The organism is Neobacillus camarae, from assembly GCF_054950115.1.
In genome coordinates this window covers 678885-699861 of sequence record NZ_JBUCKX010000001.1, presented here as the reverse complement: position 1 = coordinate 699861, position 20977 = coordinate 678885, and the positions used below count along the sequence as shown (strand labels likewise).

Below are 20977 nucleotides of genomic sequence, written 5' to 3'. Positions count from 1 at the left end.
AAAAACAGGACCTTTCAACCATGGTCCTGCTAGTCAACTCCTTTGTTCCTTCATATATTGGTATAAGACATCGCCATTCCTCTGGGCAATCCCCCGAAAATGTTTAAAATCCATACGTTTAACCAAGACTTTGCGAAAATCCATAAAATCCTCATTTTTAACATAGTACTCGGAAAGTTCCCCTGTCATTAGCCTGTCCAGTACATCCTTAACCAGGTCTTCCTTCACATAAATGCCCCCTTTCCTACTCGTTATTGTAACTTACAAAAGTTAGGGAAGCCATAAAAAAAGCAGTCAAATATCCCTAAATAAATGGTAAGGCTTACATCTTCATCATAAAATAACTGTAAGAATTAGCGAAATTGTAAAAAAATATCCCTTTACGAATAGAAAAAAATGGTGCAAACTGTTACTTAACAGTTAAAAGATTGATATAAAAGGAGAGAGGCAATATGAAAAGAGCAGAAGTAGGGGACATCATAGAATTCCGTGGCGGCCTTCAAGGAATTGTAGAAAAAGTAAACGAAAACTCAGTGATTGTTGACTTAACATTGATGGATAACTATCGGGATTTGGAACTGGATCAGCGGACAGTGGTCAATCATAAAAATTATCGGGTTATTAAAGAAAGCGCTTTTAACGGCTAAAAGTGTAATAAAATACTAAACACAACAACAGGCCGGCCCTGAAAGTCAGGGGCCGGCCTGTTGTTGTGTACAGGACTATTTTTCTTGTTCAGTTTCCTTGGCCAGTTGTTTAAAGGATTGCACTTTTCCATGAGGCTGCTGATCCTGTTTTCTTATTGCCCACTCTCTTTCTTCCTGACTCTTCGACTTACTCAATGCTTTCACCCCTTCGATGGATATTTTTTTGTCCATGCTTTTACTATCTAAGTATTTGGTTAAAATGGAGAATGAATTCATTTTCTTTTTATATATAATTTGCTAAAATGTATTTTATTGATTTTTAAAAAGGAGCTGACTATATGAGAAACCTGTTCCTTGACTTCCGTCTCATCATCGGTATTCTCCTTGCCCACTTACTCATATATTTTTCTTTTCATGATAAGTCGATATTCTGGTATATTTTTTCCGGCTCCATACTTATTTTAATAGCCTATGCCATGTATCAAGGAGAGGTAGACGACCAATTATCCTTTTTCCGATATTTCCTGCACGGACTAATTTCAGGGTTACTATTGTATTTCCTATTTTGGTTAGGCATAAAAGTAATGCATATGATCCATTTGCCAATTACCAGAGACATTCAGCACCTGTACCGATCGTATGCCCCATCGATTTTTTGGGAGTACTTCGCCTTAATTTTAGTAGCGGCACCCGGTGAGGAACTATTTTGGCGCGGGTTTGTCCAAAAAAAACTAATGAATTTTTTCACCCCTGGTTGGGGAATTGTCATTGGATCTGTGCTGTATACATCCGTCCATCTGTACTCCGGTTCCATTTTGCTTATGCTTGCTGCATTCCTATCTGGCTTAGCTTGGGGTTTTCTATATTATTGGAAAAGCAGCATGCCGCTTTCCATTGTCTCCCATATTGTTTTTGACATCATGATTTTTATTATTTTGCCTTTAAATTAAAACAGCTGCCTAAATTTTAGGCAGCTGTTTTTTAATTGTATCTCCTGTTGGTGGAAATGGCTTCATCCAGAGCAAAATAAAGAAGGTCATGCATATGTAACCAAATAAGGGATAGAGATAGGACAATAACGTGCCATAGTTTACTAGACTAATAAGGTAAGACACCGTAAAAATGGCAGTGACTGAAACCAAGGCGGGTACCTGCTTATATTGTTGCAATTGCCTGTCGAGTCCAAATACGTTTCCAATGACAGAAGTAAAAATCTCTCCGTAAATAATTAGGATAAAAATGCCGTACAAATACGGGGCATGATTTTTCATAATAATGGCCATCGGTATTTGGTATAATTCCACATTTGGCAGCATGATTAATGTAACGTGGCTCCCAATTAAGATGAGGGTTAATGCCAGCCCTCCCAAAATACCTCCCCATTTAATGGTCCAATCATCCTTTACCTCAGTTGCAATTGGCACCAAAACAGCCTGCGCCAAGCCTAAATTTAAGGCAGCATATGAAAACGGGGATATCACCGTCTTCCAGCCATCCTCCGCATGGGGAATATACAAAAACTGATGCATGAAATTCGGCATTTTCAACGATAAAACCATAAGGAACAAACTAAAACCAATCATTAATGGCACCACAAACGTGTTTACCGCAAATAACCCCTTCGAGCCCAAAAGCATGACCATATATGAAAGCAAGATAGTCAAAAAAACACCAATATTTTTTGAGAGGCCGAGCTGCTCTTCAAAAACCGCTCCTGCTCCTGAAAGCATTACCGCACTTACTCCAAGGAGCATGACTAGCATAAATAGATTGATCACTGAACCTGCCCACTTGCCAAATAAATAGTTATTAAACTCTTGATACGATTTTGCCCCGATATGGGCAGCTGTCCGCATCAGCTTCGAACCAAGCATGACTAACAGATAGCCGCTCATCAATATACTAATGAAGCCGAAGAAACCAAACCGCGAAAAGAATTCAACGATTTCTCTTCCTGTGGCGAATCCAGCTCCAACAACTGTTCCGACATAAACTGCTGCAATTTGAAAGGCCTGGTTCCAGTTCTTTCTCACACCATCTCCCCCTTATCATCAATATATGAATCATGGGACAAACAATGACGAGCTTTTTCTTAATTGGAAATAAATTCTTTAGGCAAACCTCTTGAAAGTCAAAATAGGTCAGAGTATACTATAACCATAAGGTCAAAGATAGTCAAAGTCAAATTGGTAAAAGCTAAATAACAAGGAGGTTATGATTATGCTTTGTCAACGATGTCATCAAAATCAAGCAAATGTACAATTAAGAATGAATGTTAATGCCCAACAAAAAGAGATTATCCTCTGCCATGATTGCTATGGGAAAGAAAAACAAGCATTAGGCGCTGGAATGGGAATGAATTTCAATCCATTCACCGGTTCCCCACTCGAAGACTTATTCCACAACATAGCTAAAGGTGGGGATCAAGGGGTGGCAGGACAGTTTCAGCCACAAGCCGGTCCTAACTTTTCTCATGGAGGGTTTATCGACCAATTCGGCCGTAACCTAACACAACTGGCGCAAGCAGGTTTAATTGATCCTGTCATTGGCCGTGTTAAAGAAATCAAACAAGTCATTGAAATTTTAAATAGAAGGAATAAAAATAATCCTGTCTTAATCGGTGAACCAGGGGTTGGTAAAACGGCCATTGCAGAAGGCTTGGCCACAAAAATAGCAGAAGGCGATGTACCGGCAAAACTGCAAAATAAGCAGGTTTATTTGCTAGACGTTGCTTCCCTTGTTGCCAATACTGGTATTCGCGGTCAATTCGAGGAAAGAATGAAGCAATTAATCACCGAATTACAAGAGCGGAAAAACATTATCTTGTTCATCGATGAAATTCATTTACTAGTTGGTGCCGGGTCCGCCGAGGGCTCAATGGATGCAGGCAATATACTAAAACCCGCTCTTGCCCGCGGTGAATTGCATGTAGTCGGTGCCACGACATTAAAAGAGTATCGTCAGATTGAAAAGGATGCTGCCCTTGAACGGCGCTTCCAGCCGGTTCATATCCAAGAGCCTAGTGAAGGTGCTGCTATTGAAATATTAAAAGGACTGCAGAAAAAGTATGAAGATTTCCATGAAGTGACTTTTTCAGATGAAGCTATCAAGGCTTGCGTCCAATTATCACAACGATATATCCAAGACCGCTTCTTACCAGACAAAGCGATTGATCTAATGGATGAAGCTGGTTCTAAATTAAATCTCACATCTGATTACAAGAGCAAGGAACATATTGAGACACGCCTCAAAGAAATCGCTTCGGAAAAAGAGGCTGCGCTGAAACAGGAGAAATATGAGCAAGCCGCAAAACTTCGGGATGAAGAGGCAAAACTCGAGAAAGCCTTAAACAATGACTTTAGCTCCGAACGGCCGGTTGTGACGGTTCCCCTTATCCAAGAGATAGTGGAACAAAAAACAGGCATCCCTGTTGGGAAACTGCAGCAGGATGAACAGGCCAAAATGAAAAACCTTGAAGAAACTCTCAATAAAAAGGTAATCGGCCAGGATAAAGCGGTCCATAAAGTGGCGAAGGCCATCCGCCGCAGCCGTGCCGGTTTAAAATCTAAAAATCGTCCTATTGGTTCATTCTTGTTTGTCGGGCCAACCGGTGTCGGTAAAACGGAATTGACCAAAACATTGGCTGAAGAATTATTTGGAACAAAAGACTCGATGATTCGCCTCGACATGAGCGAATACATGGAAAAACACAGCGTTTCAAAATTGATTGGTTCACCTCCTGGTTATGTTGGCCACGATGAAGCAGGACAGCTTACCGAAAAAGTGCGCCGAAATCCATACAGCATTATCCTGTTGGATGAAATTGAAAAAGCGCATCCGGATGTGCAGCATATGTTTCTGCAAATTCTTGAAGATGGCCGCCTAACGGACAGCCAAGGCAGAGTGGTAAGTTTTAAGGATACTGTCATCATCATGACAAGTAATGCCGGTACTGGTTTTAAACCAATCCATGTGGGCTTTGGAACAAGCGAAGCGGTGGAGGAAGCCAATATTCTCGATTCACTTGGCAGCTTCTTTAAGCCCGAATTCTTAAATCGCTTCGACAGCATCATTGAATTTAACTCCCTTGATAAAGAGCATATCCTATCAATCGTAGATTTAATGATCAGTGAACTCCAAGAAACTTTAAGTGAACAAAAAATAGAATTATCCATTGCAGGCGATGTAAAGGAAAAACTGGCAGAGCTTGGTTACCACCCTGCCTTTGGTGCACGCCCATTAAGACGTGTCATCCAAGACCAGCTGGAGGATAAAATTGCTGACTTTATCCTGGAACAGCCAGAAGTGAATAAACTAGCAGCCATACTAGAAAACGGCGAGTTAAAAGTAACTGCAGACGCCGTATCAGTTCAATAAAAAAAGCGAAGCCAGGCTTCGCTTTTTTTATTTAGCTCTTTTCCAAAGGATTGTTGCTTTTTTACATTAATAGACAGCTGGAAGATGTAATATCGATTAACGACTGTACACGCCAAAAAATCACCAATACGGTCGTTAATAGCAATTTATTAACGACCGTTCTCTCAGAAAACTCTCCAGAACAGTAGCTTATACCTATTACAGAATCCCATTTGATAAACGTAAGAAGGAAAACAACAATCTCTACAAAAACAGCCTTTTATTTTGCTACAGTCTTTTATCGTCCACCGAATTCAGCCAGTTTTCAATTTCACCAACCACTGATTCCACACAGCCATTTTCAAAAGGGGAAATTAAATTGGCGGCCTCGACAAGCTTCGTAAATGACATGCTGCCTCCCAATTGGCAAAGCTTAAGATAATCTGACCATGCCTCTTCCATGTTTTCTCTCGACCGCTTCCAGAATTGGAAAGCACAGATTTGGGCAAGGGTATAGTCGATGTAATAAAACGGTGAATTATAAATATGGCCTTGACGCTGCCAGAACCCGCCGCCTTCTAAGTACTCATTGCCATCGTAATCTTTATGCGGCAAGTATTTCTTCTCAATATCACGCCACTTCAGTTTCCTCTCCTCCGGTGCAGCCTCGGGATGTTCGTATACCCAATGCTGGAACTCATCAACTGATACCCCATATGGGAGGAATAACAAGGCATCGCTTAAATGGGAAAATTTATATTTATCGGTATCTTCCTTAAAGAACAGGTCCATCCATGGCCAAGTAAAGAACTCCATGCTCATGGAATGGATTTCACAGGCTTCATAAGTTGGCCAGTTATATTCCGGTATTTCAAAATGGCGGCTCGAATATACCTGGAAAGCATGCCCGGCCTCATGTGTCAGCACGCCAATATCCCCTGAAGTGCCGTTAAAATTTGAAAAAATAAACGGTGCTTTATAATTCTCAATGTAGGTGCAATATCCGCCGCTGGCTTTGCCTTTTTTTGCAACCAGGTCCATCAAGTTATTTTCGCGCATAAAGCGGAAAAACTCACCGGTTTCCTTTGACAGATCCTCATACATGTTTTGGCCATTATCGATAATCCATTCCGGGCTTCCTTTAGGCACCGCATTTCCCGTTTGATAGATGATATTTTCATCGTAATAGTTTAAATAGTCCAAACCGAGACGCTCCCGCTGGCGCTCTTTCAGCTTGGTGGCGATCGGAACGATATAGTCCTTAACCTGTTGACGGAAACCCGCCACCATTTCGGCGTCGTAATCGGTTCTCATCATTCTGTGGTAACCAAGCTCCACAAAATTCTTATAGCCTAATTTTTGGGAAATCTCTGTCCGCACTTTAACCAGATCATCATAGATACGGTCGAGTTCTTCACCATGCTCGGCAAAGAAACCAAATTTTGCTTCACTTGCTCGTTTCCGCATTTCCCTGTCTGTCGACTCAATGTATGGATCAACCTGAGCAAGTGTCCTCTCTTCGCCTTCAAACTGGATTTTAGCCGAAGCTACTAATTTCGTGTATTCGGTCACTAACCGATTTTCTTTTTGGAGCAGCGGCACGATTTCCGGCTTAAATGTTTTTAATTGGCTCTCGGCCAGCGCAAACAGCTGTCTGCCAAACTTGGTTTCCAGCTCCGTTCTAAATTTAGACTCCATAAGCGCTTGATAATACTTGGTTACCAACCCTTCAATTTCAGGCTCAAGCTCATCCATATAATCCTGCTCGGCTTTATAAAATTCATCATTGGTATCAATGGTATGACGGATATTGCATAAATTAAACATCGTCCCAAGGTCATTTCTAATTTGATTGATTTCATCCATGGCAAGGCATTGCCCGTCAACGGAATCGGCATCATAAAAGCGCTTTAATGCCGTTTCAAACCTGGAAGTCACCTCAGCTAAGTCGGGACGGACATATGTATAGTTCTCAAATCTCATTTCCAATTATCCCCCTTGATGTATACTGTTAATCTATACCATTATATACTAATGCCCTTGCCATTTTACAAATAAAAAACGGCCGACGCGGCCGTTTTTAAAATTTACCTGCTGGTATTCCTAATTTTTTCAATAAATCAATAGCGGTTAATTTTTCCGAATCGGTAAGACTGGACATTAACTTATTAATTTGCCCGGCATGTTCGGGAAAAATTTCCTGAATCAAAGTCCTTCCGTCATCGGTTATCGATGCATAGGTAACCCTGCGGTCATTTGGACAGGCGATTCTTTGTAATAATCCCTTTTGTTCCAGTTTATCGACCACATACGTAATACTGCCGCTTGCAAGCAGAATTTTACCGCCAATTTGCTGAAGGGGCTGGTCTCCCTTATGATATAGTAACTCTAAAACAGCAAACTCCGTAGGATTTAACCCATTCGCTTGGATAACTTTATTAACATGCTCATTTATGGCTTTATAAGCTCTTGATAAAACAATAAACAGCTTTAAAGAGGTAGCAGTTGAATCATTTTCCATTTTAAACCCACCTTTTAAGGTTTTGTCAATCGGATTAACATCCTTTAAATATCTCGATTTCAAAATTATTATAAAAAAATTATCAAGCTCTGTCAATTTGCCTCCGGCTTTTCATCGACCCTTCTAACCTTTAAGTGAAGGGCTTTTTTAAATAGGGCATTTGATATCCGCTCCATCTGCTCAGCGAACCATGGGGCATGCCGAGGAGCCTCCTCGGCCCCTACTCCCCCAGGTGTCGAGCTTATCCGCTCTAATCAACAGGTTAAAAAAATCAATAATATCGTTTAACAAAATCCAACCGAAAAAATGACTATTTCTTATTATGGCTGTCAGTAGTAATATAAAAATAGTAAGAATTTTTAGAAAAGGGGAAATTCAATGAGCCGACAAGCCGCATTGCCAACTAATCCTGCATTGCCTAAGCATTCTATACAATACAAAATTCTCATTATACTTGGACTATGCCATTTACTTAATGATGCACTACAATCCGTTGTACCGGCAATGTTCCCGATTCTTGAGAAGTCCATGGGATTATCTTATACCCAGCTCGGTGTTATCGCTTTTGCCTTAAATATGGTTTCTTCAGTCATGCAGCCCGTTGTGGGAAACTATACGGATAAAAAACCTATGCCGTTTGCATTACCTACCGGTTTGGCCTTTAGTTTGGCAGGAATCCTGGGACTTGCATTTGCCCCTAATTTTATGATGGTAGTCATATCTGTCCTTTTCATCGGTCTAGGATCTGCTGTTTTCCATCCCGAGGGTTCGAGAGTTGCCTACATGGCAGCCGGTGCCCACAGGGGCCTTGCCCAATCAATCTACCAAGTGGGCGGCAATACGGGGCAGGCGTTTGCTCCATTAATCACCGCATTAATTTTGGTCCCACTGGGTCAAAGGGGCGCCTCTTGGTTTACCATTATAGCGGCAGCAGCAGTCCTGTTATTAATTTACATTGCTAATTGGTATCATCATAGTTTAATTGACTCTGACCGGCCAAAAAAGAAGAGTAAAGCGAAATTAATGGTTGAAGAGGGAATTCCCAAAAGCGTAAAGAAAGCATTGGTTTTGATTTTATTATTCATCTTCGCCCGTTCGTGGTATATTTCTGGAATGACCAATTTTTACTCTTTTTATGGAATGGAGAAATATGATTTTTCCATTAAACATGCGCAATTTTTCTTATTTGCCTTTTTAGTGGCCGGAGCATTGGGAACGTTCTTTGGCGGCCCGCTTGCCGACCGGTTTGGCAGGAAAAAAATCATTTCCTGCTCCATGTTGGGAACTCTGCCCCTCTCGTTGATGATTCCACATGCTTCACCTTTCCAAGCGCTTATTTTACTGATGTTAACCGGTTTTATTTTAATGACCAGTTTTTCCGTTACAGTAGTCTATGCCCAAGAATTGGTGCCTGGTAAAATAGGCATGATGTCTGGCTTGACAGTAGGACTCGCATTTGGGATGGGGGCGATCGGCTCAGTCGGTTTGGGGTATATAGCGGACTTGATAGGATTAAAATTGATGATCACCTGGCTAGGTGTTTTACCGATATTGGGTTTAACCGCGTTTTTCCTTCCTTCTGACCAAAAATCACCAGAAATCAGCCAAGGGAAATAATGGCGGACAGCAATGCCCGACTTTATTTCCCAATAAAATTTTCTAAAAATTTACACATTTGATACACAAAAACGTTTTATTATTTCATATAATATAGATACAACCATTAAAAGGGAGGTATCCATTGATTGAAAACCCCAAATTATCATGACTTTTATCAAATCGCTCTGGTACCGATGAAAAAAAATGATTTAATCGCGCTTAAAGAGTCTGACACCTTTCATGGCAAAAATTGGACCCATTGGCTGATTGCAGTGGAAGGGGTTCAACTCCCTGGGCCTAAAATTTACTTTCATTGGAAAGCAACGATTTACCCGGCTGATCATGAAGGAGATTTCAACTGGAAAAAACCGTACTATACTTCAGCCGCTACAGAATGCATGGATTTTGCTTTTAACCTTGCCTCTTCTTTTGTCTCTGCAGGTAAAAACGATAACCTCACCTCCTCCACTAAATTAGAAAAAATATCCTAAATTCTCAAAACCCCCATTTTGCTTCACCTTTTTTTCCCACCCTTGTGAAATAAACTACATTTAGTAAAAATAAAAAATGCCGCTTGCAATTGGCAAACAGCACTTTTTGGTGATACATTTTATGCCAAGCGGAACACGATTCCATGCCCGCCTTTTGGATATTCCCATTTAATATTTTGATACGGGCAGCCAATCCGGCAGCTGCCGCATTCGTGACAGCCCTCATAGCCGACCTGCATCCGCGTTCCTTCCCATTTGTAAACCTCAGCCGGGCAAAACACTGTGCAAATTTTATCGGGGCATTTTGTCATGCAGATATCATGGTCAAGCACTGTTAAATGGGACTTGGTATCACACTTAAACCTAATTAGATATTGCTTTTCCTCGATATTCTTCGTGGACATTATTTCACCGCCTTCCAAGCTCGATAAATATCCTGCAACACCCTCAGCCTTCCTTTTTCAGCTGTCACACTTTTAATGATTTGCTTTTGCTTTTCCCGTTTCGGCGTGCCATCCACTGTAAAGAATTTGCTCATGGCCTGATTCATCAACGGTAGATATTCTTTAAAATACTGCGGATAGTTTTCAAATGTATGCGTGGCATCTTTGTATTTCTCCAAGTCCTTGATAATGAAACTATCGAAAAGCTTTTCCCGGTAAAGGTTCAGTGTCGACTCACTAAAATCCCCTCGGCTCTTTGCTTCAACGATTGTCTCTGCTGCAAGCAATCCCGAATGCATCGCCATATTTGATCCTTCCCGATGAATCGCATTGACTAGTTGGGCTGCATCTCCGACGATGACCACGCCGTTTCCAGCTACCTTTGGAACCGAATGGTACCCTCCTTCAGGAATAAGATGGGCCAAGTACTCTGCCGATTCCCCACCTGCAAGCAATGGCTTTACCATTGGATGATTTTTCAAGTAATCCAGGAGTTCATAAGGCTTTAACTTAGCTTTGATCATACTGGACAGGGTTGTGCCCACTCCAATATTCAAGCTGTCTTTGTTCGTATAGAGAAAGGCTGTACCCAAGTTACCCTTCGTTGAATCCCCGAAAATTTCAATGGTGCATCCCTGATTGTCTTCCAAGTTAAACCGCTCATTGATCTTATCCTTAGGAAGGTTGATGACTTCCATCACGGTTAAGGCCACTTCATCGGGGCGAAATTCTTTATGGAAGCCGAGCTGCTTAGATAACAGTGAGTTTACCCCGTCAGCCAATACCACCACATCGGCAAGAACTTCCCCATTCGGACGATCCGTGCGAACACCCACCACCTTACCGTTCTCCACTAAACATTCTGTTACAACGGTCTCATTAATTAATAAGGCCCCGGCCTCTACTGCCTTGCTGGCAAACCATTGGTCAAATTTAGCTCTTAATACTGTGAAATTGTTATATGGCTCCACCCCCCATTCAAGCCCTTTATAGCCAAAGGAAGCTACAGATTCTTTATCCATTATCCAAAACCTTTGCTCAATAACAGGCCGTTCCAGCGGTGCTTCCTTCCAAAATTCCGGAATCAAATCTTCCATTTGCTTTCGGTACAGCACCCCGCCCATGACGTTTTTAGCCCCTGGGTATTCTCCTCTTTCAATCAGCAACACATTTAGGCCGCTTCTCGCACATGTCAAAGCACATGCTGTACCCGCCGGACCTGCTCCGACCACAATCACATCAAATTTTTCAGGCATAGCTTATTTCACCGCCTTTTTCATTTTTAAGCCGCTTAAATTGTTCTATCAATTTTGGCACAATTTCTAATGCATCCCCAACAATTCCATAGGTTGCCACATCAAAAATCGGCGCATTAGGGTCTTTGTTGATGGCGATGATTAAATCTGAATTCTTCATTCCGACAACATGCTGAATCGCACCAGAAATGCCGATGGCAAAATAAATTTTAGGCGTCACGGTTTCTCCCGTCTGTCCAACCTGCTGCTCGTGCGGCAGCCAGCCTGCTTCCACCACATCCCTTGTTCCGCCGACACTGGCACCAATTGTTTCGGCAAACTCATGGATGAGCTGGAAATTTTGGATATCCCCCATCCCCTTTCCCCCGCAAACAATGACATGCGCATCGGCCAGGTTTGTTTTTTTTGTTACATCATTCACAATTTGAAGCACTTTTGTACGCATAGCTTCCTCGTTGAGTGTAATTTTTTCCTCCACTATTTTTCCGATTCTGCTGGAATCAGTCTCCAGAGCCTTCATGACTTTTGGCCGGACTGTAGCCATCTGGGGGCGGTGCTTTTTACAAAGAATTGTTGCCATAATATTTCCACCGAATGCAGGTCTGCTTGCTTCCAAAAGTCTGCTGTCCAAGTCGACGTCAAGCATGGTTGTGTCAGCTGTCAGTCCAGTGACCAAATCTGTTGCAACGGCACTTGCCAAGTCCTTTCCATTAGGTGTTGCCCCGTAAAGAATAATTTCGGGCATATATTTTTGAGCCAGCAGCATGACGCCTTTCATATACGATTCGGTCCTGTAATGTTTTAACACAGGGTGATCAATTACATAAACCTCATCTGCCCCGTAAGCGATTACCTCATTCGCTAACGGTTTAATCCCGCTGCCTAATAAAAATCCAGATAGCGGCACCTTTAACTTATCAGCCAGCTTCCTGCCGGCGCCAAGCAGCTCAAGTGAAACGCCTTCAATTTTTTGATTGTTTTGTTCAATGAAAACCCACACTCCGCGATAGTCATCCAAATTCATGCATACCCCTCCAAACAAAGATTTTTCAATGTTAATTAGAAGACTGTAAGGTGAATAGGTCCTTGCTCTCCAGCAAAATATCCATCAACTGCTTCACTTGCTCATCGGCGGTTCCATCAATTCTTTTTCCGCCTTCAGGTCTTGGAGGTGTAAACATTTTCCCAACGATGGTCGGGGAACCTTTTAGCCCGAGCTGTGCGCGGTCAACATTTTCGAGGTCGCTCACGGCCCAAATAATAGGTTCATAGCGGGCTGCTTTTATCATATTAGGCATTGGGGAATAATCGATTTCATTGATCTCTTTTTCAACTGTCATTAAGCAGGGCAGTTCTGTTTGGATTAGCTCATAACCGTTTGACAATTTCCGTTTTATTAATACTGTATTTTCCTGTTGGTTGATTTCGGCAACCTCAATCACACTGGTTATAGGAGGGATATCAAGCCTCCTGGCAATCCCCGGCCCTACCTGTCCGGTATCTCCATCGATGGCATGCTTTCCACAAATAACCATATCTACAGGGAGATCCTTGCCGATCCGTTCTAAGGCTTTGGATAATGCATAACTAGTTGCCAAGGTATCTGCCCCTGCAAAAGCACGGTCAGTAATTAAATATCCCCTGTCTGCCCCGATTTCTATGCTCTTTTTAATAACAGCTGTTGCTTGTGGAGGTCCCATCGACAGGACCGAAATTGTCCCTCCTGTTTTCTCCCTGATTTTTACGGCTTCCTGGACGGCATGGGCATCATAAGGATTTAAAATGGCCGGGGCGCTTCGGCGGTCTAGCGTGTTCGTTTTCGGATTAATTTTAATAATCTTGGTGTCGGGTACTTGTTTGACACATACAACAATGTGCATCTTCATTTCCCTCCTCCATCTTCAATTCTGCATTGAAAACGCTTGCTTTTTAAATTTATAAAAAATGCTTTTATTAACGATATATGTATCGTAATAGAAGCATATTCCCCAACCATGTGTTTTCTTTTCTTTTGTCTGAAATAAAAAAATATGTGGAGTAAGCATCATAAGTACATTTCTATGAGGGAGTGAAAAACTTATAAGAAAGGAATCTACTATTATGTGGGACCCTGTTGCGCCATTTTACTATGAAATAGCTGCTAAATATACTATAAATGAATAATATACTTGAATTAGAGTCGTTTTTAATTGCTTTATGTTCTCAAGAACATTCTGTGGAATTGTTCCATTCGGGGAATTAAATATTCCTATTGCCAATATTAAAGTTAAAGGCCTTCCGTTTCTCTACCTTTTATTTCCATTATACCGAAGGCCTCGCCTATTGTCCATCATACCAGAACTTTTGGCCAAATCATGATCATCTGTTTAAAAGCAATCTTCACTTCATCATTTGTCCTTGGGGCTTGTCCCATCATCTTATGATACCTATTGATTAACTCATCCAACTCTTGACTGTATTTAACTGTTTCCTCACTTGTATATCCTAAGGTATTGGCACAGTTTATCATAATTTCTCTTTTTGCTTTAATCTCTTCAATCATGTCAATTTGATTACATTGATGACTGCTGTCATTGCTATACTCGTACAATTTTATCCTCCTGCCTTTTACCCTTTTACTGTAAACCATTAAATTAATAGACTACTTGAAGAATTATGACAAGAATTTATATGAATGTAAATACTTTCGCAAAAGTAGACAAAACATTCTAATTCTCTCGATTTTCGACAAATTATTTTATCGCTTTCAGCTTTTTACGACAAACTGCCTATTCTTCAGTGGAATAAACAAATGAAAGCGGATACATCTAACCCAAACTCAAAAGGGAACATATATGGGGCTCAGATGAAGCTTGATTTTTATGATATTTTCCCAGGATATTTTTGGGACAAAATTACTATGTGTCGTTTACAGTAGGATAACAAAAAGAGGATGACCTTACCCAAAGTCATCCTCTTTAAAAATTGGCTTCCTTTTTAACATCAAGCGGAAGGGTGATATGGAAGATGGTCCCTTTTCCTTCCTCACTTTCTGCCCAGATGGTTCCTTTATGTTCCTCAATAATTTTATAACTAACCATTAAACCCAGCCCCGTACCGCTTTCATTAGTGGTATAGAACGGCTCCCCCAGCCGCTTTAGTTGTTCCTTCGGAATCCCTTTGCCTTCATCTTGAATTGAAATGTGAATCTGGCTGCCCTTACCCTGGTTGACTGTCACAGAAATTTTTCCGCCAGCCGGCATGACCTCGATGGCATTTTTTATTAAGTTAATAAACACCTTTTTTAATTGATTTGGTTCACAATAAAGAAGCGGGAGCTGCTCACCATATTCCGTAATAAATTGAATATTGTGAAGGACAGCCTGAGCATTTAACAAATCAATGGTTTCACGCATGATTTGTTTAACATCTTTTAACTGAAACTTAGTGGCCTGTGGTTTAGCCAAAAGAAGAAACTCATTAATAATGATATCTATTCGTTGCAGTTCCATGGTAATGACCTCATAATATAGGGAATGTTCCTGTTTGATACTTCCTTCTAGAAGTTGAATGAACCCTTTTAATGAGGTCATGGGATTTCTTATTTCATGTGCGATTCCAGCTGCGAGTTCGCCAATAACACTCAGTGTATCGGATTTTTGAAGCTTTTCCTGGATCTGTGCAATTTCAGTAATATCCTTCACAACTGAAAGGTTGATATTATCTTCTATTTGATATTGGGAATGATATTCAAAGTGCAGTCTGCTTCCTGTTTGATTTTCAAGAACCAGAACAGACGTACAACTGCCATTTTCCATTGTCTTTTTATATGTGTCTTCATTTGTTCAATCTGATTTTCATGACCAGAATAGGGTTCATATAGCTTCCCGATTAGCTTCTCCCGGGGGCGAATTCCATAACAGCTCTGCCGCTGGATTTGCGTCAATAATCCGATGTTGATTATCCCAAAGGACCAGCCCATCTATGGATACATTAAAAATGTGTTTATACATTGTTTCGACTTTCATACTCTCAATTGTGCCAACACAATTATTAAGAGGTTCAGCATCTTTCTGATTAAACTGCCTTTCCACTAAAATGCCACCCCGCCCACTACAGAATCATGCCTGAATATAAAATATAATTCTATAAGGAAAGAATGAATTCCTTTCATGTTAATACCAATTTTTTTAATTTGTACCGCATTAAATTAATAAAAAAATGCAAAGCTGGCACCAGCTTTGCATTTTTTCAATTCAATTGTCCCGTTTATAGATATGGGTTTTCATGTTTTGCTTTAAGACGCTGCCATCTTTTCTCTACTTCTGTTTCAAATTCTTCTAGTAACGTCTTGTTCTCTTCTTTCAGCATGTGTTTTGTCTTACCCATATATTTAAACCATTCAATAACCGGAACGCGCTTATTTTTTTCTTCAGGGTTAAAAGTGATGGTCGTTACTCCCTGCTCTACCTCGTATAACGGGAAGAAGCAGGAGTTAACGGCAGCTTCCAGGATTGTGGTTCCATAACGGTCATCGGACTTCCAGTTTAATGGACAAGTAATCAGAAGCTTTCCGTATACCGGCCCCACATTCTGTGCATACCACTGTGCTTTTGCCCCCTTTTTCACCAAATCCTGTGGAAATGCTTCAGAACCGGTAAATACGTAAGGAATATTAGTGGCCGCCATGATTTGCACCGTATCTTTGTGGTGGAATGTTTTCCCTTTTTGAGTTTTGCCAACCCCAGAGGTGCTTGTCATATGTCCAAGCGGTGTGGAGTAGGATAGCTGGGAACCGGTATTCATATAACCCTCATTATCGTATTCCAGCATGATTAATTTATGGCCTCGAAGGGCTGTACCAATCGCTGAGCCCATACCGATATCCATGCCTCCGTCACCAGTGATCATGACAAATGTTGCATCATCCGATACTTGGATTTCTCCACGGCGCTTTAATTCCATAAATGCTTCTACCGTACCGGACAATGTAGCTGCACCATTCTGGAACAAGTTATGCATCATGGTTTGTTTATGAGAGCTGTAAGGATAGGCAGTTGTGGTTACATAGGCACAGCCTGTTTGGAACAGCGTGACAATATCCCCTTCAATCCCTTTAAAGAACAGTTCAAGTCCGGCAAAAATTCCGCAGCCTGGGCAGGCTCCATGACCTGAAGCAAGCCGCTTTGGTTTATCAGTTAACATTCTTAACGGCGGAATCTTCACTTGCAGCTTATGGGTCTCTTCATTCATTTTCAATTCAATTAAACCTGACTTGTATGCATCACCGTGCTGCGGTGCGATAACAGGCTTAAGGGCTTTTTCTTGAGAACCGGGAACATGTCCAAAATAATCAAATGGCTTTTCGGCATAGCCTTTTTCCATCGCATCGATTGCCATTTTGAAAAACGCTTCTGCATCGCTTTGGTAGAAGTCTTTGCCCCCAAGGCCAAATACGCGGCTTAACACAATTGTCTGATTATCTTTATCGTCTTGCAGGGCAGATTTAATTTCATGTGTTAGGTTTGGTCCATGGGCACCATAAGAATCAGCACGTTCCCCTACCAATAAGGCTTTTACATTCTTTAATGCTTCCCGTATTTCTTTAGCCGGGAATGGACGAATAATATTCGGGCTGATAACACCCGCTTTAATGCCTTGGCTGCGAAGTTTATCCACCACGTCCTTGGCGGATTCTGCTGCGGAATTTAACAGGAATAAGGCCACTTCGGCATCTTCCATCCTATACAAATCGAGTACCGAATAATTTCTTCCAGACAATACGGCATACTCTGCTGCCACCTCTTTAAATACTTCACCGGCATTGTATATCGCTTCAGATTGCTGGAAGTGATTATTCATAAGATCTTCGCCATTCATATGGGCCCCAATTGTCACTGGTTTTTGCGGATCTCTGATAAAATTGTAATCTGTTGGGCATTCACCCACGAATTGCTGAACCGTTTTCCGGTCCGCAAAATATTTCACCCTCCGCTTTTGATGAGATGTCCAGAATCCATCATAGGCTACAATAACCGGCAGGCGAACCTTGGAGTGCTCAGCAATTTTTAATGCCATGATGTTCATATCATAAACAGCTTGTGGTGTTTTTGCTGTTAAGATAACCCATCCTGTGTTTAAGCCATAATACAAATCGGAGTGATCTCCTCTTATATCAAGCGGTCCGCTAACTGCCCTTGTTACAAGGTTAAGTACCATTGGGAATCGTGTCCCTGCCTGTACTGGGAGCTGTTCAATCATATATAAAAAGCCGTTCGCACTTGTTGCATTAAACACCCGGGCCCCGGTAGCTGCCGCACCATAGCAAATACCCGCGGATCCATGTTCGCCATCAGCCGGTATCAGCTTAATGTCATGTTCACCGCGCGACTTCATCTGGTCCAAATATTGGGCAACCTCTGTAGAAGGGGTAATAGGAAAATACCCCATGATATGATAGTTAATTTGTGCAGCGGCCATGGCTGCCATTTCATTTCCCGATTCAAACGTGGAACTTTGTTCCGCAACACCTGGTGATGTTAATTTCTCCTCTAAAATCGCCATTATAAAGTCCCCCCTGTTACATAAGGAAAGTTTTGCTTCACTCGGTGGGCATCCGCATAGCCAATTATTTCACGCAAATCGCCAAGTGCATCTGTCGGACATGCTTCGACGCATTTCAAACAGCCTTTGCAATATTGATAATCTATTCCCTTTAAAAACATTTGCTTCCTGCCCCGCTTATCCTCGCCCGCTTCCCAAACAAAGCAGAAATCTGGACAAACATTATCACAGGCTGCACAGTTGATGCATTTTTCCAATTTCAGTTCAGGAAGAAATCCTTGTCGAGAACCGCTTAGATCTTTTAATACGCTATTGGCCTGTGAAGAGATCACACCGCCAAGCTCTTGAGTCATATACCCTAACATTGGGAGCGGGCGCTTAAAGGCTTTGCCTTCCGCCTCATCCGGAACTTCATAGGATTTAAATTGCACCTCATTGTATCCGCGTTCAAAGGTCCGCAGGTTCGGTTCAACAAGATGCGGGTATTTCTTTTCAAATGTCCTGGTAATAACCTGTTTCATGTCTTCCGGGTCAAGAAAATCACATATCCGGAATAAGGCACCAAGCATGGCCGTGTTCACTTTGGTATTTTCTTCTACCGCAATGCCTAGCGCATCCACAATGGCTAATGTACCATACTCAATATGTAAATCACTTTTTACATCATCAAATTCCCTCGTACTGTTCACGAGCACAATCCCTTCAGCATCCAAGCCGCTGACAACATTGACTGTCTTGTATAATGCCTCGTGAAATACGCCGACAATATGCGGCTGCTCGATTGGACTATGGTCGCGGATTTCCACATCCGGTTCACAGAAACGGATAAAACTTTTCACTGGCGTCCCTTTTTTCTCGGAACCGTAGGATGAGAAATTGGCCCCGTTTAATCCCAGCCCTAATACACCTGCTTCCGCGAGCATTTTCCCTGCCAGGTTTGCACCTAAACCACCAATTGATTCCAAACGGATTTCAAAAAATCCTAATTCATTTTTTTTCGGCAAAATAGACATACTGTCCCTCCCCCTATTTCATAAACCTTTCACGAAAAAGACTTAAACTTTTGACTTATCCAAATCTATTGTAGGCGTTATCCATTTGATTATCTGTGACAAAAGTCAAACATACATAAAAATTTTTTTATAACACTTTTATTTTTTTGCTAAAAGCGGTTATCTGCCTTGATTTTTACGGTGAAAATAGATGTATAACAGTCATTTAATTTGTTATAAAACAGATGGGTCATTCGGATCGTGCTAATGGATAGACCGACAGGAGACCTCCTTTTGCCTATCTTTTTTGTTAAAAATAAGCTATAATAACTCGTTGTTTTATTATGGAAAAGGGGCTTTAAACATGAATGTGATTTGTTCCACATTAAACGCAAAGTACATCCACACAAACCTTGCGATTCGATACTTGAAGGCCTATGCCGCTCCGGAATTTGACATAAGAATCAAAGAATATACTATTAAGGACCCGATTTTGAATATCGTTTCGGACTTGTATCAGCATAAGCCATCCGTCATTGGATTTAGCTGTTATATATGGAATATCGAAGAAACGCTGAAAGTGATTAATCTGTTAAAAAAAATCAATCCTTCTATAACCATTGTCCTCGGAGGACCAGAAGTGTCTTATGACACGATGGAATGGATGGAAAAATACCCTGAAATCGACTTTATCGTGGTAGGTGAAGGGGAACAAAGTTTTAAACAGCTGCTAACTGAATTATCTTCGCCTGCCGAAAACCTCCGAAATGTCCACGGGGTTGCTTTTCGCGATCATAACGAAGTTGTCTTCACCCCGCAGCGAAATAAGCTGGACCTGAAGGAGCTCCCGTCTCCCTACCGGTTTCCTGAAGATGCGTCCCATTTAAGCAAACGGGTCACTTATATCGAAACAAGCCGCGGCTGCCCGTTTAATTGCCAATTCTGCCTTTCTTCCATTGAAGTCGGCGTCCGTTATTTTGACCGTGAAAAGATTAAGGATGATATCCGCTATTCGATGGCGAATGGCGCAAAAACGATTAAGTTTGTCGATCGGACGTTCAACATCAGCCGAAGCTATGCTTTGGATATGTTCCGTTTTCTCATTGACGAACATCTTCCAGGTACCGTGTTTCAGTTTGAAATTACGGCTGATATTATGCGCCCAGAGGTGATTGAGTTCCTTAATCAGGAAGCGCCAAAGGGACTGTTCCGGTTTGAAATTGGCGTGCAGTCAACCAATGATTTTACCAATGAATTAGTAATGAGGAAGCAAAATTTCGCTAAATTAACGAGGACCGTAACGATGGTCAAGGATGGAGGGAAAATCGATCAGCATCTTGATCTTATTGCAGGACTTCCTGAAGAGGATTACAACTCCTTCCGCAAAACCTTTAATGATGTTTTTGAATTGCGGCCGGAGGAACTGCAGCTGGGATTTTTAAAAATGCTCCGCGGCACTGGGGTGCGCCTGAGAGCCCATGAACATCAATATGTTTATATGGATCATTCTCCATATGAGGTTCTAAGCAATAACGTGCTTTCGTTTGACGATATCATTAGCATCAAGCAAGTGGAAGATGTGTTGGAAAAATATTGGAATGACCACCGCATGGACACCGCAATCGAATACCTTATACAAAATAGTTTTTCGTCTCCCTTTGATTTCTTCCAAGAGTTCGGGGCATATTGGGATGAGAAGGGCTGGTCGAGAATTGGCCACCAGCTGGAGGATTTATTCCTGCGCCTGAGATCTTTTCTTGAGGAAAAGCAGATTCCTGATTTGGAGGTTATCATTGGTCTTATGAAGTATGATTATTTTATAGGCCATAAATACAAACCCAGAAAGCCTTGGTGGGCTGCCTCATTTGATAAGACAGGACGTACCAGCCTATACACCAAAGTGTTGGACAATCCCGCTTTATTGGGGGACGAGTTTGCCACCCTCAAACTGGACGAAAAAGAATTGCATAAACATACGATGCTTGAGGAAATTCCCTTTGATTTACAATTGTATCTAGCGACCGGGAATATTGTAAAACAGCCTTCTTGTTTACTGGCTTACTTTGATCCTGCCAATAACCGGACGGAAATTTTTCCTTTTACCCTGTCTCGGGCAATATGATTATTTT

General features: G+C 41.6%; 20 protein-coding genes. 6 read left to right on the top strand and 14 right to left on the bottom strand.

Translation table 11 applies throughout. The features are described from left to right. Positions 1-33: 33 nt before the first annotated feature. Positions 34-228, bottom strand: coding sequence for a hypothetical protein (locus ACY8D0_RS03390; RefSeq protein ID WP_462409077.1), 195 nt, complete (start codon positions 226-228; stop codon positions 34-36). 224 nt (positions 229-452) lie between these two features. Here ACY8D0_RS03390 and ACY8D0_RS03385 point away from each other — a divergent pair, with 224 nt between their 5' ends. Then, positions 453-647, top strand: coding sequence for a YkvS family protein (locus ACY8D0_RS03385; protein ID WP_462409076.1), 195 nt, complete (start codon positions 453-455; stop codon positions 645-647). A 75-nt stretch (positions 648-722) separates the two neighbouring features. On the opposite strand, the gene ACY8D0_RS03380 is transcribed toward ACY8D0_RS03385, so the two are convergent. Beyond that, positions 723-851, bottom strand: a complete 129-nt coding sequence (locus ACY8D0_RS03380) for a DUF6254 family protein (RefSeq protein ID WP_462409937.1) — start codon at positions 849-851, stop codon at positions 723-725. Between the two features lie 134 nt (positions 852-985). On the opposite strand from ACY8D0_RS03380, the gene ACY8D0_RS03375 reads away from it, so the two are divergent. Next, a complete protein-coding gene (locus ACY8D0_RS03375; protein ID WP_462409075.1) occupies positions 986-1597 on the top strand; it encodes a CPBP family intramembrane glutamic endopeptidase in 612 nt (203 codons plus the stop codon). Positions 1598-1606: 9 nt separating this feature from the next. Here the strand turns inward: ACY8D0_RS03375 and ACY8D0_RS03370 are convergent, their stop codons facing one another. Continuing rightward, the gene (locus ACY8D0_RS03370; RefSeq protein WP_462409074.1) at positions 1607-2680 is read right to left on the bottom strand and encodes a YkvI family membrane protein; all 1074 of its coding nucleotides are present in this window, start codon (positions 2678-2680) and stop codon (positions 1607-1609) included. A gap of 187 nt (positions 2681-2867) precedes the next feature. On the opposite strand from ACY8D0_RS03370, the gene ACY8D0_RS03365 reads away from it, so the two are divergent. Continuing rightward, the gene (locus ACY8D0_RS03365) at positions 2868-5024 is read left to right on the top strand and encodes an ATP-dependent Clp protease ATP-binding subunit (protein ID WP_462409073.1); all 2157 of its coding nucleotides are present in this window, start codon (positions 2868-2870) and stop codon (positions 5022-5024) included. A 267-nt stretch (positions 5025-5291) separates the two neighbouring features. Here the strand turns inward: ACY8D0_RS03365 and ACY8D0_RS03360 are convergent, their stop codons facing one another. Then, on the bottom strand, positions 5292-6986 hold the full coding sequence (locus ACY8D0_RS03360; protein WP_462409072.1) for a M3 family oligoendopeptidase: 1695 nt from the start codon (positions 6984-6986) through the stop codon (positions 5292-5294). A gap of 97 nt (positions 6987-7083) precedes the next feature. Beyond that, positions 7084-7524, bottom strand: a complete 441-nt coding sequence (locus tag ACY8D0_RS03355) for a MarR family winged helix-turn-helix transcriptional regulator (RefSeq protein ID WP_462409071.1) — start codon at positions 7522-7524, stop codon at positions 7084-7086. Positions 7525-7902: 378 nt separating this feature from the next. Here ACY8D0_RS03355 and ACY8D0_RS03350 point away from each other — a divergent pair, with 378 nt between their 5' ends. Both ACY8D0_RS03350 and ACY8D0_RS03345 read left to right on the top strand, forming a co-directional pair. Further along, positions 7903-9141 carry an MFS transporter gene (locus tag ACY8D0_RS03350; RefSeq protein WP_462409070.1) on the top strand — a complete coding sequence of 413 codons (1239 nt, stop codon included), beginning with the start codon at positions 7903-7905 and terminating at the stop codon, positions 9139-9141. Between the two features lie 128 nt (positions 9142-9269). Beyond that, entirely contained in the window at positions 9270-9614 is a 345-nt protein-coding gene (locus ACY8D0_RS03345; RefSeq protein ID WP_462409069.1) for a hypothetical protein, read from the top strand. 119 nt (positions 9615-9733) lie between these two features. Here the strand turns inward: ACY8D0_RS03345 and ACY8D0_RS03340 are convergent, their stop codons facing one another. The 9 genes from ACY8D0_RS03340 to ACY8D0_RS03300 all read right to left on the bottom strand — a co-directional run bounded on the left by ACY8D0_RS03340 (position 9734) and on the right by ACY8D0_RS03300 (position 18869). Beyond that, a complete protein-coding gene (locus tag ACY8D0_RS03340) occupies positions 9734-10018 on the bottom strand; it encodes a ferredoxin family protein (RefSeq protein ID WP_462409068.1) in 285 nt (94 codons plus the stop codon). Beyond that, positions 10018-11313, bottom strand: a complete 1296-nt coding sequence (locus tag ACY8D0_RS03335) for an FAD-dependent oxidoreductase (RefSeq protein WP_462409067.1) — start codon at positions 11311-11313, stop codon at positions 10018-10020. The genes ACY8D0_RS03340 and ACY8D0_RS03335 overlap by 1 nt, the downstream gene beginning before the upstream one ends. Next, positions 11306-12337 (bottom strand): electron transfer flavoprotein subunit alpha/FixB family protein, encoded by a 1032-nt coding sequence (locus tag ACY8D0_RS03330; protein ID WP_462409066.1) that lies wholly within the window; start codon positions 12335-12337, stop codon positions 11306-11308. The genes ACY8D0_RS03335 and ACY8D0_RS03330 overlap by 8 nt, the downstream gene beginning before the upstream one ends. A 31-nt stretch (positions 12338-12368) precedes the next feature. Next, positions 12369-13193, bottom strand: a complete 825-nt coding sequence (locus ACY8D0_RS03325) for an electron transfer flavoprotein subunit beta/FixA family protein (RefSeq protein ID WP_462409936.1) — start codon at positions 13191-13193, stop codon at positions 12369-12371. A gap of 449 nt (positions 13194-13642) precedes the next feature. Then, positions 13643-13903 carry an aspartyl-phosphate phosphatase Spo0E family protein gene (locus tag ACY8D0_RS03320; RefSeq protein WP_462409065.1) on the bottom strand — a complete coding sequence of 87 codons (261 nt, stop codon included), beginning with the start codon at positions 13901-13903 and terminating at the stop codon, positions 13643-13645. A 367-nt stretch (positions 13904-14270) separates the two neighbouring features. Continuing rightward, on the bottom strand, positions 14271-15110 hold the full coding sequence (locus ACY8D0_RS03315) for an ATP-binding protein (protein ID WP_462409064.1): 840 nt from the start codon (positions 15108-15110) through the stop codon (positions 14271-14273). Between the two features lie 57 nt (positions 15111-15167). Then, on the bottom strand, positions 15168-15305 hold the full coding sequence (locus ACY8D0_RS03310; RefSeq protein ID WP_462409935.1) for a PAS domain-containing protein: 138 nt from the start codon (positions 15303-15305) through the stop codon (positions 15168-15170). A gap of 256 nt (positions 15306-15561) precedes the next feature. Beyond that, positions 15562-17856, bottom strand: a complete 2295-nt coding sequence (locus ACY8D0_RS03305) for a thiamine pyrophosphate-dependent enzyme (RefSeq protein WP_462409063.1) — start codon at positions 17854-17856, stop codon at positions 15562-15564. Next, entirely contained in the window at positions 17856-18869 is a 1014-nt protein-coding gene (locus ACY8D0_RS03300; protein WP_462409062.1) for a 2-oxoacid:acceptor oxidoreductase family protein, read from the bottom strand. Before ACY8D0_RS03300 ends, ACY8D0_RS03305 begins: the two co-directional genes overlap by 1 nt. A gap of 343 nt (positions 18870-19212) precedes the next feature. Between ACY8D0_RS03300 and ACY8D0_RS03295 the strand changes: the two genes are divergently transcribed. Continuing rightward, entirely contained in the window at positions 19213-20970 is a 1758-nt protein-coding gene (locus tag ACY8D0_RS03295) for a B12-binding domain-containing radical SAM protein (RefSeq protein ID WP_462409061.1), read from the top strand. The last annotated feature ends 7 nt before the right edge of the window (positions 20971-20977 follow it).